Raw genomic sequence first — 14,586 nt, 5'->3', positions numbered from 1 at the left:
GGTCGTTCAGGCGAATGGGGTGCTGCTCACCGTGAGGGCGTGAGCTTTCCGGCGAGTCCGCGCAGGATCGTTTCTGCCTCGGCGACGGTGTCCCGGACCACGCTCGCCGCGGGCCGCACGTCCTGGACGAGGCCGATCACCTCGCCGGCGAACAGGGCGCGCTGTGCCGTGTCGTCGCGGGCGACCGCGGCCGCCCAGGCGGGTTCCACCTCGGCGCGCCGGGCCGCCAGTTCCGCGTCCCGCCCGGTCCACTCACGGGTGAACGCGTTGCCGACCGACCGCGCCTGGTACATCTCGTTCCAGGGGATGCCGCGGACCACGTCGAAGGCGCGCGTGTCGACGGTGTCGGCGGTGGCGGCGGACACCAGGGAGGCCTTGAAGCCGGCCGTGCCCATCGACTCCTCGGTGAGGGCGAACCGGGTGCCCATCATCACGCCGTCGGCGCCCAGCGCCAGCGCCGCCGCCAGACCCCGGCCGTCCGCGACACCGCCGGCGACGACCACCGGCACCATGCCCTGGGCGAGGTCGACCACGGCGGGCACGAGCGGCAGGGTCGCCAGCTTCTTGTGGTGGCCGCCGGCCTCGGCGCCCTGGGCCACCAGCACGGAGGCCCCGGCCTGCAGGGCGACGGCCGCCTGCTCGGTGTCGTGCACCTGTACGACCACATGCGCGCCGCTCTCGGCGGCGGAACCCACGTACCGGCGCACCTGCTCGGCGTCGCCGAACGACAGGGCGATCACCGGCGGCGCGTAGCCGAGCACCTTGTCCCACAGGCCCGGACGCTCGTCGAAGGTGAACATGACACAGCCGACGCCCCAGACACCGCCGCTCTCCGCGGCCCGGGCCACATGCTCGTCGATGAAGGCCGCGTCGCCGTAGCTCACGCCCACCAGGCCCAGCCCGCCGGCGTGGGTGACCGCGGTGGTGAGCTCCGCGCCGGACACGGAGCCCATCGGGGCGCAGACGACCGGATGCTCGATTCCCAGCAGCTCTGTCAGTTTGGTCGAGATCACGCTTCTCCCCTGTATCCGGCACTGCCGGTGAGATTGCTCAGAAAGTGAAGGCGAAACGCTGTGGTTTCACGTTGAAGAGCTTAGATTCCGGCGCTGTTCGGCGTCCAAGACGCAAAGCGCGTGGCAGATATACGGCTGAGCCTATGGGTAATGCGCGGCCGTTCAACGGAATGAAATATTCCGCGCGTCGGAAACGAAAAAGCGGCCCGGATCCGTGAGGATCCGGGCCGCTTGACCAAAGAAAGGTGTGAGCGGAAAGAGGGTGAGGTGCGAGGTACGGAAAAAGGACTCAGGTGAGGAAGGGCCAGCCGCGCAGGGCGGCGGCCCTGCTCAGGAAGTGGGCCGAGCGGGTCCCCGCCAGCGCGGTGACCGCCAGCTGTTCGCGCGGCGCGGCCCTGGTGGGCAGAGGGCGCCAGACGAGCTGGGGAGCACTGTGCACGGCGAGCCGGGGGCGCAGGGCCACGAGGTCGCCACCGGTCTGGAGCGCGTGCACGAACAGGGCCTGCTGGTCCTGGTCGACAGGGTGCAGCGCGGCCTTCCAGCCCAGCGCGGCGAGTTGCGCTGGGACGCTGTCCGCATAACCCGGAGCGCAGCCCTCGTCGTACCACAGAAGCCGCTGCGTGGAGAGATCCGACCAGGTCAGCTCGGTGCTGCGGGACAGCGGATGGTCGGCGTGCAGGACGACTCCGAGTGGCTGGTCCCAGACCACGGCACGCACAAGACCGGGTACCGGGACCGGTAGCCGCACGATGCCGAACGCGATCTCGCCGTGCTGGAGCAGCTCCGGCTGGTCCGCCGCGCCGACCGAGCGCATGCGCAGGGGCGGTCTGCCCCGGCTCGCGGTCCAGTCGGCGTCCTGTCCGGCGAGCCCGTGCTGCACCTCGGCGAGTACCTCGGCCGGCACCCCGCCGCAGACCCCCACGGGCCAGCTGCGGGGCGACGGCGCGGCGGCCGCGATGGCGGACCGGAGTTGCTCCGGAATGCTCTGGATTTCCCGCAGAAATGCCCGTCCCCCTGTGGTCAATTCAACCCCGCGTGAACTTCGGATGAACAGCGGAGCGCCGATGCGGTGCTCCAGGCGTTTGATCTGCTGGCTCAGACTCGGTTGCGATATACGCAATTCCTGGGCTGCTCCGGAAACGGTCCCGGCACGGACCACGGTCAGAAAATACCGAAGATGTCGCATGTCGAAGTCATCGACATGCTCGGCGTGGGCGGTCGCGCGCCGAACCCATTCGGGGTTCGCATCACCCTGGGTACTGCCGGAGTTCGTGCGGTCGAGCGACGACGGCCCAACCCTTTCGTCCAGCACGCTCATGAGCTTCCCTCCTTCACGACATGTCGACCGGTGACTGCGAGTTGATCTGTCCTGTGCCGGGCGGAGGCCGCCCGCACAGAGTCGGGGAGCCTCAGCATGACATAAAAACCTTCCCGAAGGTATTTTTAATGGATCCGCAACAAACTGCTCATCTGGCGTGCACCTTGTCCGCCGCCTCCGCCTCCTGTCCCTCCGGCAGCTGCCGGGGGTCACCCGAGAGCGCGTCCAGGAGCAGCCGCCACACGGCCTCCCAGGCGGCCGCACCGCCGCACCCGGCCGACCCGAACGACACATGGAGCGCGCCGTGCATGGCGGCCAGCAGCAACTGTGCGACCAGTTCGGGCGGATGCGGGGGCATCCCGCCCTCCTGTTGCGCGCGACGGATGAGGGCGACGAGGTTGCGCCGAACCTCCTCGAAGACATCCGGTACCGCGCGGCTCAGGTTCGGGCAGTCGGTGGCCAGGCGCAGCGCCGCCCGCAGCCGGACATCCGCCTTGAGCCGGTGCGCGAGATCCAGGACCAGTGACTCGAGCGCCGTCCGGGCGGCGACGCCGGGTGTGTCCCGGGTCAGCAGCATCTCCTCCCACACCTCGTGGGACTGGGAGAGCAGGGTGCCGGCGAGGATCCGCTTGGACGCGAAGTGCCCGTACAGGGCTCCTTTCGTCATCCCTGTCCGCGTGGCCACCGCGTTGAGCGTGGCCCTGCTGTACCCCTGGAGAGCGAACTCCTCGGCGGCGGCGTCCAGTACCTTCTCGCGGGTGTGCCGCGCTCTTTCCTGCTTGGCCATGCGGGTGTCCTCCAGTGTTGATGAGGACATAAACATACCCTCGCGAAGGTATTTTTCCGGGAGAGGAAATCCGGCCGGACATCAGCCGTTTCCCGAGGCCGGAACGGGTGGCCCGGAGGTGCGGCCGTGGGCCCGGGGACCCACCTGTCCGCCGAGTACCGCCCACCCGGCCCGTGCGGCCTCCCGGGCCAGCGCGGCGGAGCCGCCCACCACCACCGGGTGCCCCACCGACCGGAGCATGGCGAGATCGCTTTCGTGGTCGCCGTACGCGTAGCAGTCCGAGCCACGCGCCCCGCGGGCGTGCACGACGGCCGAGACGGCATCGGCCTTCGCCTGTCCGATCATCGGCCGGTCGATCTCTCCCGTGAGGACGCCCTCGTCCGTCACCAGCTGCTCGGCGCACCGCACCTCGGCCCCGCCGAGGTCTTCCGCCACGGCCTCCAGGAGCGGCCGCAGCGAACCCGAGACGAGGACGACCTCGTGGTTCTGGGCCCGGTGCCGCTCGACGGCCTCGATCCCGGCGGTCACGAAGGCCCGCGCGCCACGGCGATGCGTGTCGTACCAGGCGCGCGCCGCCGACCGCAGGGTGCCGAGGGGGACTCCGGCGAACCGGCGGTAGTACTCCCGGTTCAGTGTGCCCCGGTCCACGCCCGCCGCCGCGCGGGCCCGCAGGTCGGGCACGTGGGCAGGGATCGGCCAGATGCCCGAACCGGCCCAGAAGTCCCAGAAGTCGAGCATGGTCTTCGCGGCCAGCAGGGTCTCGTCGACGTCGAAGAACGCGATCACGCCAAGCCGGCCGGCGGCGGGCGTCGCCGTGAGGTCGCCGGGGGCCGTCGGCGCCGTACGGTTCACGACGGGCCACCCGTCCCGCGGCCCAGCACCGCCTCCGCGTACGCCCTGGCCGCCGCGTCGGGATCGAGCGCGCCGTGGCCCGCCACGGCCGTCGCGTCCCGCCAGGCCTGCTGCAGAACATGGTCCGGCGACTGCGCGCGCAGACCGGCCGAGCGGAAGAGGGCGTCCACCGCCTCGCGGCACAGCGCGGCCGCGGTCACCGCGTCCCTGCGGTTCTCGGCCACCGTCAGCGGGGTGATCTCGCCGTGGTCGGCCCGCTCGGCGGCGTCGCCGAGAAGCAGCGCGGCGGAGCGGATCCGTGCCGAGGCCTCGGCCAGTACGGTGGGCGTGGCCGGGTGCACGGACGCCGCGGCCCTGCGCTCGTCCGTCCATTCGCGCAGCGCCCGCCGGGCGAGGCCGAGCAGGGGAGCGGCGAAGATGAGCGCGGCGACCATGGGATAGGGGACCGTGTGGCAGCGGGCCGCACCGGGTTGCGGGCGGAGCAGGGCGTCCAGGGTGAAGGAACGGCGGCCGGGGACCCGGACCGCGTCGGCCGTCACCGTGTTGCTCCCCGTACCGCGCAGGCCCGAGGAGTGCCAGGTGTCCACCACCGACAGCTCCGCGCGGGGGACGGCGAAGATCCTGTGCTGCCTGCCGGTCTCGCCGGGCGTCCAGGACGCCAGCAGGACCCAGTCGGCGTGGTCGACTCCGCTGGCGGGCCGCCACGCGCCCTCGAGGACCCAGTCGCCGGCCCGTGCCGTCGCGGTGCCCTGCGGCGGCACGACCGCGGCGGCGATACGGGCGTCCGGCCCGCCGCCCCACAGCTCGTCCTGTCCCTCGCGGGGGAGGTAGGCGGCCAGCCGGCCGTGCGCGGCGTACAGCGCGGAGCACCAGGCCGTGGCGGCACAGGCCTCCGCGACCGCGGCGGTGGCGGCCACCAGCTCGGCGAATTCGCCGGCCGCGCCGCCCAGGCGGCGCGGCACGAAGTGGCGCGGGAAGCCCGCGGTCGAGACGGCGGCTGCGACGTCGGAGGTGAGCCTGCGCCGCTCCTCCGCTCGCGGTGCGTCGCGGCGGGCGAGTACGGTCAGTGCGGCCGTTTCTAGGTGGCTCGGCGTGGGGGCGACCGTCATCGTGCCGGTCCGTTCCGTGATCAGCATGCCGCTCCCACGGGGCTGCGGTCGGCACGGGGCGTCGTGCACACCACGCGCGCGGACGCCAGTTCACGGTCTCCCTGCACGGCCCGCAGCGCGAAGGAGGGCCGCCCGACGCCACCGTGACCGTCGTCGTCGGGCTGCAGCGTGATGGCCACCGGCTGGTTCAGCTCGCCGAACGAGGTGAACCGGGTGATCAGCGTCCGCACGTGCCGTCCCGCGTCCGCGGCCCCCGCTCCGCGTGCGTCGGCAAGGGTGATCGCCTGCCCAAAGGCCTCCACCAGGGCCATGCCCGGTATGTGATCCGACGGGTGGTCGAAGAGCACGGGATGCCCGAGGTCGAGCTGGAGCCACCACCGGTCCGAGCGGGTCGCGTCCGCGGCCAACAGGACGTCGTGCTCCCGCAGCCCTCCGACACGGGCTGCCGGCACGGGCAGGGTGTCGGGCGGTGCCGGCTCACCAGACGTGCTGGGCAGGGGTCCGCCCCGCTTGCGCAGCACCGCGTAGCGGCGCGGTTCCATGACCTCCCAGCGGACCCGGGCCCGCCCCGGCCGGCGGCGCGCGGTGTGCACCTCGGCGTCCAGCTCCAGCCTGGTCCGGCGGGCGGGTCCCGGGAGGCGGCGGCACCGGATGTCGAGACCGAGCGCCAGCGGCGCGGGGTCCACCGGGGGCAGCGCCTCGTCGAGTTCCACGGCGACCTCGTCGAGCACGAACGGGTGGCCCTCGGGGAGGCCGTGGAAGCGGTGTGACAGATGAATGGCCGCCTGCCGCGCGGTCTCGGCCAGGAGCACGGGGTCGCCCGACGGGGCCCCTCGGTGGCCGAGGAAGTGGTCACGGTGCCAGACGGCGGAGACGGCGAACCGGTCCTCGCCCAGCTGCGCCGCGTCGGTCAGCAGTACTTCCGCGGTGGCGGACTTGTGTACCGACTCACGCGGCACCGGGTGCGCGAAACTCAGCCCGCTCCAGGGGTTTTGGAGCAGGGTGTCCGGGGGCGAGTACGGCGTTAACGGTGGTACGGCGTGCACGTTACTGTTCCTCCCCAAGTCGCGCCGGCGGGAGTGAGCCCGCTATCGTCCCGTCCCCACGGGAGGCGCCTCCGTAAAGATACCTTCGAGAAGGTTTCTTGCCGAGGGTGTTCTGCGTCACCCTGGTCGAAGCCGCCGTACAGAGGAGCCGCACCATGTCAGAGTCGTCCCCGGCCTTCTCCCCGTTCGTCCAGAAGAAGATCGTGACGAGACGGGGACCGGAACCCAAGCAGGATCGGTCCACCCGCACCAAGCAGCTGGTACTGACCGCTGCGTCCGAACTCTTCGCTGAGCACGGATTCCGGCACACCTCGGTCAAGGACGTCGCCGACCGGGTGGAGATGACCAAGGGGGCCGTGTACTTCCACTACCCGACCAAGGAGGCCCTCGCGGTCGCCGTGGTGGAGGAACACTACGGTCGGTGGCCGGCCCTGCTGGAGCAGGTGGTGGCGGAGGGGTACGGGCCGATGGACACCGTCGCGGAGATGCTCGCGCGGGCCGCGATGGCGTTCCGGGACGACGTCATCGTGCAGGCGGGCGCTCGGCTTCAGATCGAACGCCCGCAGATCGACGCCCAGTTGCCGACGCCGTACCTGGACTGGACCGAGCTCCTGGAGTCCCTGCTGGTGTCCGCGCGGGAGCGCGGCGAGCTGCGGGAGGAGGTCCGGCCGGCGGCGGCCGCACGGTCGTTGGTCGCGGCCTTCTTCGGCACGCAGCACATCTCGGACGTCCTGCACGACAGGGCGGACGTGGTGGACCGCTGGGCCGAGGCGAGTGAACTGCTCTTCGGCGCGATCCGTGCGCGGTGAGGACGACGGCGCGCGGGCTGTGGGGTGCGGGCTGTGGGGTGCGGGGTGCGGGGCGCGGGCTGAGGGCTGTGGGGCGCGGGCTGTGGGGTGCGGGGTGCGGGGTGCGGGGTGTGGGCTGAGGGCTGTGGGGTGCGGGGTGCGGGGTGTGGGCTGAGGGCTGTGGGGCGCGGGGTGCGGGCTGAGGGCTGCGGGGTGCTGACCGAGGGCTGGGGCGACCCCGGGCTCCGGCCTTGGCGGCGTTCGGCGGCCGGCCTTGGGTCGCCGCGGCGGGCTCGGCGAGCGCGTCAGGACGTTTCGCCGGGGCGGGCACAGAGCGCGGCGGCGCACCGCGGCCGTTGCCGTGATGCGCCGCCGTGGCGGAGGGACAGTGAGCGGGGCCGGCGGTCAGGCCGGCTCCGCCCCCTTGCGGCGGCCGGCGGCGACCACCAGCCCCCCGACGACCGCCAGGGTCATCAACACCACCCCGAACACCGTCGCGCCGTCCGTCAGCCCGATCGCGTCGCTGAGGTAGCCCGCCGACACCGGCAGGACGCCCGCCGGGATGTAACCGCCCACGTTGAGCGCGGCGTTGGCCTCGGCGAGTCGCTGAGGGGCGATGGTGGAGTTGAGCAGGGAGAGGCCGCCGAGCTGGCCCATGCCCTGGCCGGCGCCGGCCAGCAGGGCGGAAACGATGAGCACCGCGACCGACGAGGTGTGCACGGCGACGATCAGGGTGACCATGCTGAGGGTGGTGCTGACCGCGCCGGCGGTCAGGATGGTGTGCCTGGGCAGGCGCTGTACCGCGAACTGCACACCCGTGGCGGCCAGGAACATCGCGAACGCCATGGCTCCGGCGACGATCCGGCTGGTGGTGCCGAGCAGACCGGAGAGGAGGGAGGGGCCGAGAGACAGGACGAAGGACGTGGCCGTGATGCCGGGGGCGAACACGGCGATCCCCAGGGCGAGTTGCAGACCGTTGCCGCGGGGCACGCCGGGCACGCGGATCCACGTCCCCTTGGACGGTCCCTGAGGACGTCGTACCGGCATGCGCAGCACCGCGAGGAACGCCGTCGCGAGCAGCACCATCTCGACGAGGAACACGGTGACGGTCGGGGAGGGCGCGGTCTCGGACAGGATGCCCGCGAGGAGCGGCCCGAGCCCGGCCCCGAAGACCATCGCGCAGGAGGCGAGCAGCGCGGCGAGCCGCTTGCGGCCCTGTCCGGCGACGTCGGTCACGGCGGCCATGCCCGCGGAGACCACGGCACCGACGGCGATGCCCGTGAACAACCGGGCCACGATCAGCGCGGCCACGCTGGTGGCGGTCGCGAAGATGACGCACGCGGCCAGCGCGAGGCCGAGCGCGGGCAGCAGGACGGGCTTGCGGCCCACCCGGTCGGACACGACACCGGAGACGAGCAGGGATCCGATGAGTCCGACGATGTAGAAGGCGAAGACCACGGTCAGGGTGCCCTTGGAGAACCCGATGTCGCGCTGCCACAGCACATACAGCGGGGTCGCCGCGTTGGACAGGACGAAGACCGCGGTCACGGGCCAGGCGGCCAGCCACACCCACCAGGTGGGCGTCGTCGGCTCCAGGGCCGCCCCGGCGTGCTGTTCGCCCGCTTCCCTCACGGCCGCTGTTCGGCTTTCCGGCATGACAGGTTCCTCCAGCTGTGAAGTACGAGTTTTCTCGAACATAGCATGCAGTACGATCGGAGTCGTACATAGGAATTGGCAATAGGAGCTGTCCGTGCCTTCGATCAAAGTGCTGCCGGAACCCACAGGACTGCCCGAGGCGCTCCCGGAACCGGCCGTGGAGGAGCTGCGGCTGGAAACGGTGCTGGGCGCTCTGAGCGACCCCCTGCGCCTGCGTATCGTGCGCAAACTCCTCCTGGAATCAGAGCAGTTCGACCATTCGTGCGGCTGGTTCGGTCTCGACCGCCCCAAGTCCTCACTGACCCACCACTTCAAGGCCCTGCGCGAGGCGGGCGTCACCCGCCAGCGCCAGTACGGCCTGGAGCGCCGCAGTCACGTCCGCGTCGACGATCTCAACGCTCGCTTCCCCGGTCTCCTCGACCTGGTGGCCGCCTGGACGCCGGACGAGGGGTGAGCGCGTCCGCCCAGGGGAGCTGTCCGTCGGTGGTCGGGCCTGTGGACTCGGCGCCCTTTCCAGCGGCCCGGGTCGGATCCGCGTACGTGTAGCCGTACTTCCGCATACGGCGTGATCAGGCACGGAAGACTCTCACCACCCGCGGAACCTGCTGCGCGTCGCGGCAACTGCCGATGTTGATCGCGCCGACGAGTTCCCGGTCGCCGATCCTCCGCGGGGCTCCCGACAGGGCCGCCGTGGCCTCAGCCTGGCATCCGCCCGCCGGGACGGTGCGTCCGATGACCTCCTTTGCGGCATGTGCGCCGTCCTCGTGGAGGCCCGTCAGGACCAGCATCTCTTCCAGCCGTGGGTTCGGCCCGGACCCTCCGGTTTGGTCCGGCCAGGCATCGTGCCGGGAGCGGGCTGGTACGCGAGCGCCTGTTCCGGGAGCGGGCCGTGCTCACCGCGTCCTGTGTGGAGCGTTTCGGCCACGGCTGGTCCGTCCCGGCGGAAACCGCGCCCGGGTGCTGCTTCCGGCCGGCGCGGCCAGGGGCGAACGCGTTTCACCCGTGAGGCTGAATTGCTCGTCAGGTGTGGGCGGATGGCGCATGGCGGCGGACGGGTCAGGAGATGGAACGGGGAGGGGCGTTGGTGACAGCAAGGAGAGGGCATGTGAGTGCCGTCGCGTTCAGCGCCGATTTTTCCTCGGAACGCCAGTGGGTCGCGGGCCGGTCCTGGGCTTATCCGGACGGCGGGCCCACCAACCAGGGCGACAACAAACTGGATCACCTCACGGCCGACCCCGCCTACTCCCGGCTGGGCACGTTCAGGGCCCGGCGCAGGGCGGACGGCCTGTGGGACGCAGGGCTGCTGACCACTGAGGGGAGCGCCGAGGGGTTCATGGTCCGTACCGGGGACCACCTGGAGACCACCGTACGGCTGCCCACCGCGCTGGGGGCCTGGCCCGCCGTCTGGACCTGGCGGGACGGCGGCAACGAGGTCGATGTCTTCGAGTACCACCCCGACAACCCTGACCTTTTGGAGCTGACCAATCATGTACGGCGGGGCCAGAGTTATGTCCGCCACGAGGCGGTGCGTCCGGGAGCCGTCCTCGATCTGGGCGTGACCTTCGGTCGGCGCAGTGTGGTGTGGACCCTCGACGGCGAGCGGATCTTCGCCGACGGACGGGGAGTCGGCTCGGGCTGGCAGGCCTACCTCATCGTCAACCTGTCGGTGTGCGCGGGCCGTTACCACCCCGCGCCGGAACCCGAGACCGCCGAGATGTCCTACGAGGTGCGCAGTCTCGTGGTCACACGGCCGCTCGGTGGCCACCTGACGGACGACCCGTCTGAGGATGCTTGACCCGGATCAGGCTCACAGTGCCTGTCTTCCGGGCCCGTGCGGCAACGCGGGCTCTGCCGGTAAGAACCGAACCCCGGGCGGAGTGCTCGGCTGCGTAGGTGGCGTTGCGAACTTCTTGCGGTCAACGGGAGTACGGCGTCAACAGCGCGCGAGCTGGAGGTTGGCGGTCGAACGACTGCCACCGTCCATCCAGCTGCCGGCCCGCCACGGGCACCGGAGGCCTGCACTTCAGTCGTGGATGTCGGGGCGGGAGACGGCAGCCTCGGCGAACAGGCGGCGATAGAAAGGGCGGAGGCCGTCGGGGACGGCCAGGGACTGGAATGCCTCCGCCACCGGGAGAAGACGGCGGTGAGCCATCTCGAATCGTGGGTCCCACGGAGCCAGACGCACCTCTGCTCGCCACATCGACCGGACCAGCACCAGCCCTTCCTCCGGGCCTCGCACGCAGACGCCCCGGCTGAATCCGAGGAGTCGGCAGTCCATCACTTCGGCGCAGGCTTCCTCACTGACCTCGCGGCGCATCGTGTCGACCCACTGCTCATGCGGCTCGGGGCGACCGCCGGGCAGGCCCCACCGCTGTCCATCCGGGCTGACCATGACGATCCGATCGCCGACGACGCACACCGCCTCCGCGCCGTGTGGCGTACCCGGCGGCGGGCCAGAAGGGGGATACCACGCAACGCGGCATTCCTGACCGTTGATGAACGCGGTGAAGTAGACGCCATTTTCAGCAATGTCGTTCATGGTCGACGTCGGCTTCCAGCGCGGCGGCCGGAAAGCGCCGTGCGCCCTCGTCGACGAGCACGGGGCCGCTTCGGCGGTGTCGAGTTGATCTGCCGTGTGCTGACCGCACACGGCTGCGAGATCGCCCCTTCCACGCAGGCGCTGCCGCGCGTCACAGGGTGGAGGTCGTCCCCTGGCCGGCGGCGCTGCCCGCGAGCCACTGGTCCCATCCCAGGTTGAAGTCGGCGTAGCCGTTGTCGGCCGGGGCCTTGCCGCGGGGTGAGCCGGTGATGGTGATGGGGTCACCCTGCTTGACCTGGCCGTAGAACCACTTGGCGTCCGACAGGGACAGGTGGACGCAGCCGTGCGAGCCACGGGCGCTGCCGCTGCCCGGGTTCGGGTCTCCGGTGGAGTAGTGGACATAGGTGCCGGACTGGGTGAGGTGGATGTCCCAGGGCAGTGTCAGGTCGTAGTAGTTGGCGCTGCCCTTGTCGCAGCTGATCCCGACACTGCAGGAGGTCATGTGGACCTTCTCCTGCTTGTCGATGACGGCCATCGTGCCGTCCCACGTCGGATATTCGGCGCTGCCCGCGTTGATCGACAGGGTGCGCACCGGCGCGCCGTTCCGGGTCACCTTCATGGTGTGGCCGGTCACCGAGACGTCCGCGCGCACGTCGTCACCGATCTTGAAGGTGTGCGTGTAGTTGTGTACGCCGTAGCGTCCGTTGCCGTTGCTGACACCCGTCATGTCGGCGTCGATCTTCACCGTCGTGCCGGAGGGCCAGTATGTCTTCGGGCGCCAGTCCGCGCGCTTGTCGCCCATCCAGTGCCAGGCGCCGACCACCGCCTGTGAGGCACTCACCTTCATGTGCTTTTCCACTGTGGCCCGCGCCTTGGCCGCCACAGGGTTCGTGAAGATCACCGAGATCGGCATGGCCACGCCGACCGTGGTTCCCGTCTGCGGGGTGATCGTCTCCAGCAGCATCGGCGGGCCCGCGGGTGTCGTAGGTGACGGAGAGGCGCTGGCGCTCGGCTGTGCGGACGCCTTCGCGTCGCCCCCGCTCGCCTGGTCGCTGCCGCCCCCGCCGCAGGCACTCGCGCCCATCAGCGTCACACCCGTGACGAATGCGATCCATATGCTGCTCTTGCGCCGTCCCACGAACTGCCCCGGTCTGCTCGCTCTTCGGCCCTGGCGGGCCCGTCTCCCTGTCAGACAGGGAGGGTGTGGGCCGCAGTTCCGCGCATCGCGTAAAACGTGTCCCAAGGCTTGGTGCGGGAGCGTCGTGCGGCCGCACGGGCCGTACCTGGCAGCGGCTCGCCTCCACCCGGCCCGGACGGTGCTGATGACCGACGCCGAAGCCGCCGACCGGATCACCACCACGGCGGCCGGAGACGACTGACGCCGCCGCGAACACACCTCGGGCCCCGGGAACAAAAGCATCCCCGGGGCCCGGTGTATGGCGTCGTGCCGTTCACCGGGAACGGCACGACGCCCTTACGCCTCGTTCGCGCCCGTTGTCCCGGGCGTGAGTGACATGGCAGGTCAGGTGAGCCAGGAGTTGGAGGCGCAGGCGGAGGCGGTGACCCACACATGGGACATGATGTTGTCGTCCACGGGGCCGACGGTGCTGCCGTCGCGCTTCTGGAAGACGTTGTCCCTCAGGTTGTCCGCGTACTTCTCGCCCGGTGCGAGGCAGGTGTACCCGCTGATGTCGCTCTGTCCCGGGTAGTAGTAGAAGGCGACGACGTCCTTGCCGCCGATCGTTCCGCTGTTCATGACGGACGAGGCCTGGTTCTGGTCACCACTGGTGAACGGGCCCACGTTGTCGGACCAGTCTGCATCGTTGCCCTGGGTGGCACCGAGCAGCGTTCCCTGGCAGTCGGGGTCGGCCCAGGCACGGACGTACCCGTCCCGGCCCGGCCACTTGGCGTTGCAACCGGCTCCCTGGACCGAGGCCTGAGCTGAGGTGGCCGGTACCGCGAGACCGAGCGCCGCCAGGCCGATGACCGCGGCGGCTGTTGCGAACTTTCGCATGATTCTCCCTTTTGTCTGCCTCGTTCGAGGCGCACTGGTCCTCTTGCCGGACCAGCGTGGAAATCTGTGGGGTCAGGTCCGGGGGCCGACGATGCCCGCGGCCCGGACGTATGCCTCGCGTTCGATACGGCGGCTCGTGTCCAGCGCCTGGCCGTAGCGGCCGCGCAAGGCGTTCACGTAGTGCTTCTCGCGTTCCTTGCCGATGGCGGCCAGCGATGCGGTGCGGGCGCAGGTGGCATCGGCGACGGCGAGCCGCCGCTCGGCTGCGAACGTCTTGTCGGACGTGCTGCGCAACGCCCGTTCCTTCGCTGCCTGACGTGCCGCTCCCGGGTCCTTGTAGGGGTGACCCGCGCGTTCCATGCACCTGGACCAGACGTGCAGCGCCGCGACGAACTGCTTGTCCCGCATCACCTGGGGGACGTAGAGCGGCTGCAGATTCGAGGCGATCTTGTTGGCCCGGAACCACACCACCGGATCGCCGTACAGCCGTTTCTCGGCTTCGGCCACGCATCCGCCCATCTGTCGGCGGATGGTGGCGCCGTTCGGGAGCTCCGCCGTGATCTCCGGCGCGCTGATCCCGCCGTCCAGAGCGTCGTCGTACGCCTTCCGCCGCTCGTCCGAAAGGCCCTTGCGGTAGACGAGGTTGGGGTTGGCGAGTCGTGCGCGGTCCTCCTTGGCCGCGATACGGCTGCCGTACCCGTGCTTGCGGGCCCAGGCCACGTCGTCCGCCACATAGCCGAGCGTCCGGCTCTCCTCCAGACTCGGCCGCTCCGCCTCCCAGTACCTGAAACCCTGCCGGTTCAGACACTGCTTGATCAGCCGCTGCTCGGCATCCGCGATCCGCAGCTCCTGCGCGTCGGTGAGCCCTTCGTCGGCCGTGGACGCCTTGGCCTGTGCGGCCGGTGAGGTGCGCTGGACCGCATCGGTGTCTGCCGTGCAGCCGGTCAGGACGAGGGAGGCCAGTGCGGCGATCGCACCCACCGTGGTGGTCGCGCGTGCTGTGCTGCGTCCACTCGGTACCACCGTCCAGGGTGGGGCGTCGGCGCGCTTCATCGGCATGCTCCCGGGGGAAGTCGAACTGGGTTGTTCCTACGAGCCGTTGACGCTCCGGAAGGCACATCCGTATGACACTCGGACCGGTCTTTTCTCGCGCAGCCCGGCGTCCAGCGCTCTACGGGAGGCACCATCGGACCGCCCGAAGCCGTCCGCGCCTGCGGAACTTACGGCGCGAACGGCTCTACGACCGGCCCCGACGGTCGGGAGTTCATGTGTTCCCGCTGACGCCATGGTTCGGAACACGGGGAAAGTCGTCCCGCGCGCCGGGCCGGTCCTACTAAGGTTGCCCCTATGCGTTCCATGATCCTGCCGCCGCCCGTCCACTAGCGGACGCCGCACCGACCCGTTTCGACCCCGCCCAGTCGGCGGGGCGGTTGATGCTGCCCGCGGACGTGGCCCCCTTCCGGC

General features: G+C 70.8%; 15 protein-coding genes and 1 pseudogene. 3 read left to right on the top strand and 13 right to left on the bottom strand.

The window, feature by feature from the left end:
- Window positions 1–26 precede the first annotated feature (26 nt).
- From ACFYZ8_RS26990 to ACFYZ8_RS26960, 7 genes and pseudogenes are all read right to left on the bottom strand, one after another.
- On the bottom strand, window positions 27–1,013 hold the full coding sequence (locus ACFYZ8_RS26990; protein ID WP_388539514.1) for an NAD(P)H-dependent flavin oxidoreductase: 987 nt from the start codon (window positions 1,011–1,013) through the stop codon (window positions 27–29).
- Between the two features lie 289 nt (window positions 1,014–1,302).
- Window positions 1,303–1,917, bottom strand: a complete 615-nt coding sequence (locus ACFYZ8_RS26985; RefSeq protein WP_388539870.1) for a LysR substrate-binding domain-containing protein — start codon at window positions 1,915–1,917, stop codon at window positions 1,303–1,305.
- A 114-nt stretch (window positions 1,918–2,031) separates the two neighbouring features.
- Window positions 2,032–2,199 (bottom strand): annotated as a pseudogene (locus ACFYZ8_RS26980) (LysR family transcriptional regulator); the annotation flags it as partial.
- 280 nt (window positions 2,200–2,479) lie between these two features.
- A complete protein-coding gene (locus ACFYZ8_RS26975; protein ID WP_359038235.1) occupies window positions 2,480–3,118 on the bottom strand; it encodes a TetR/AcrR family transcriptional regulator in 639 nt (212 codons plus the stop codon).
- An 81-nt stretch (window positions 3,119–3,199) separates the two neighbouring features.
- Complete coding sequence (locus tag ACFYZ8_RS26970) at window positions 3,200–3,970, bottom strand: HAD family hydrolase (RefSeq protein ID WP_388539517.1); 771 nt, start codon at window positions 3,968–3,970, stop codon at window positions 3,200–3,202.
- Window positions 3,967–5,106: an oxidoreductase gene (locus ACFYZ8_RS26965; RefSeq protein ID WP_388539519.1), complete on the bottom strand. Its 1,140-nt coding sequence runs from the start codon at window positions 5,104–5,106 to the stop codon at window positions 3,967–3,969. Before ACFYZ8_RS26965 ends, ACFYZ8_RS26970 begins: the two co-directional genes overlap by 4 nt.
- Window positions 5,100–6,038: a ScbA/BarX family gamma-butyrolactone biosynthesis protein gene (locus ACFYZ8_RS26960; RefSeq protein WP_388539522.1), complete on the bottom strand. Its 939-nt coding sequence runs from the start codon at window positions 6,036–6,038 to the stop codon at window positions 5,100–5,102. The genes ACFYZ8_RS26965 and ACFYZ8_RS26960 overlap by 7 nt, the downstream gene beginning before the upstream one ends.
- A gap of 242 nt (window positions 6,039–6,280) precedes the next feature.
- On the opposite strand from ACFYZ8_RS26960, the gene ACFYZ8_RS26955 reads away from it, so the two are divergent.
- The gene (locus tag ACFYZ8_RS26955) at window positions 6,281–6,934 is read left to right on the top strand and encodes a ScbR family autoregulator-binding transcription factor (protein WP_388539525.1); all 654 of its coding nucleotides are present in this window, start codon (window positions 6,281–6,283) and stop codon (window positions 6,932–6,934) included.
- A 384-nt stretch (window positions 6,935–7,318) separates the two neighbouring features.
- On the opposite strand, the gene ACFYZ8_RS26950 is transcribed toward ACFYZ8_RS26955, so the two are convergent.
- The gene (locus ACFYZ8_RS26950; RefSeq protein ID WP_359038224.1) at window positions 7,319–8,569 is read right to left on the bottom strand and encodes an MFS transporter; all 1,251 of its coding nucleotides are present in this window, start codon (window positions 8,567–8,569) and stop codon (window positions 7,319–7,321) included.
- An 88-nt stretch (window positions 8,570–8,657) separates the two neighbouring features.
- On the opposite strand from ACFYZ8_RS26950, the gene ACFYZ8_RS26945 reads away from it, so the two are divergent.
- Window positions 8,658–9,023 carry an ArsR/SmtB family transcription factor gene (locus tag ACFYZ8_RS26945; RefSeq protein WP_388539873.1) on the top strand — a complete coding sequence of 122 codons (366 nt, stop codon included), beginning with the start codon at window positions 8,658–8,660 and terminating at the stop codon, window positions 9,021–9,023.
- Window positions 9,024–9,138: 115 nt separating this feature from the next.
- Here ACFYZ8_RS26945 and ACFYZ8_RS26940 read toward each other — a convergent pair whose 3' ends face one another.
- Window positions 9,139–9,357: a hypothetical protein gene (locus ACFYZ8_RS26940; protein WP_359038222.1), complete on the bottom strand. Its 219-nt coding sequence runs from the start codon at window positions 9,355–9,357 to the stop codon at window positions 9,139–9,141.
- Window positions 9,358–9,674: 317 nt separating this feature from the next.
- On the opposite strand from ACFYZ8_RS26940, the gene ACFYZ8_RS26935 reads away from it, so the two are divergent.
- Window positions 9,675–10,364, top strand: coding sequence for a beta-glucanase (locus tag ACFYZ8_RS26935; protein ID WP_359038220.1), 690 nt, complete (start codon window positions 9,675–9,677; stop codon window positions 10,362–10,364).
- A 228-nt stretch (window positions 10,365–10,592) separates the two neighbouring features.
- Here the strand turns inward: ACFYZ8_RS26935 and ACFYZ8_RS26930 are convergent, their stop codons facing one another.
- The 4 genes from ACFYZ8_RS26930 to ACFYZ8_RS26915 form a co-directional block, all read right to left on the bottom strand.
- Entirely contained in the window at window positions 10,593–11,108 is a 516-nt protein-coding gene (locus ACFYZ8_RS26930) for an NUDIX domain-containing protein (RefSeq protein ID WP_388539529.1), read from the bottom strand.
- Between the two features lie 151 nt (window positions 11,109–11,259).
- The gene (locus ACFYZ8_RS26925) at window positions 11,260–12,192 is read right to left on the bottom strand and encodes an Ig-like domain-containing protein (protein WP_388539532.1); all 933 of its coding nucleotides are present in this window, start codon (window positions 12,190–12,192) and stop codon (window positions 11,260–11,262) included.
- Between the two features lie 438 nt (window positions 12,193–12,630).
- A complete protein-coding gene (locus ACFYZ8_RS26920) occupies window positions 12,631–13,122 on the bottom strand; it encodes a hypothetical protein (protein WP_388539535.1) in 492 nt (163 codons plus the stop codon).
- Between the two features lie 72 nt (window positions 13,123–13,194).
- Window positions 13,195–14,175: a hypothetical protein gene (locus ACFYZ8_RS26915; RefSeq protein ID WP_359038212.1), complete on the bottom strand. Its 981-nt coding sequence runs from the start codon at window positions 14,173–14,175 to the stop codon at window positions 13,195–13,197.
- Between the last annotated feature and the right edge of the window lie 411 nt (window positions 14,176–14,586).

Source organism: Streptomyces sp. NPDC001668 (assembly GCF_042893155.1).
In the GTDB taxonomy this organism is placed as follows: domain Bacteria; phylum Actinomycetota; class Actinomycetes; order Streptomycetales; family Streptomycetaceae; genus Streptomyces.
This window is presented reverse-complemented; position numbering and strand designations above follow the sequence as displayed.